Annotated in this window: 1 protein-coding gene; it reads left to right on the plus strand. The window is 47.1% G+C overall.

Going from position 1 to position 361, the window contains the following annotated elements:
* Window positions 1-62: 62 nt before the first annotated feature.
* Window positions 63-361 (plus strand): hypothetical protein (locus tag EMM73_RS19915; RefSeq protein ID WP_145987586.1); only part of this gene is annotated, 299 nt, incomplete at its 3' end.

The raw sequence follows: 361 nt of genomic DNA on the forward strand, positions 1-361 counted from the left end.
TATCAGGGGCCGCGAATGCCCAGACAGAGAGGGTTTTGTACCTGACTCGTGCTGATTTGTGTATGGATTGTACCGATAGCCAATTGGCTGAAATGGCTTTAAAGCTAAGCCCGGGTTACTCCACCAGTACTACTGAGACTTATGTTTTTTTGGTCGACCCTGTCCGACAAAACTATAAACAAATTATAGTATCCACGGTCGGCAGGCAAAAAGCCGTCAGTGAAATCAGTGCTATGGCAGGGAAAGAACAACAGACTTTTGCTCCTTTAATGCGTTATGGTCAAGGGGTTCAGGCGTTGCAGCAAGCGATAGCTGTATTTCCGCCCGAAACGCTGTTGAATGATGAAAGCTGCGATACAGC

Source organism: Rheinheimera sediminis, assembly GCF_004005375.1.
In the GTDB taxonomy this organism is placed as follows: domain Bacteria; phylum Pseudomonadota; class Gammaproteobacteria; order Enterobacterales; family Alteromonadaceae; genus Pararheinheimera.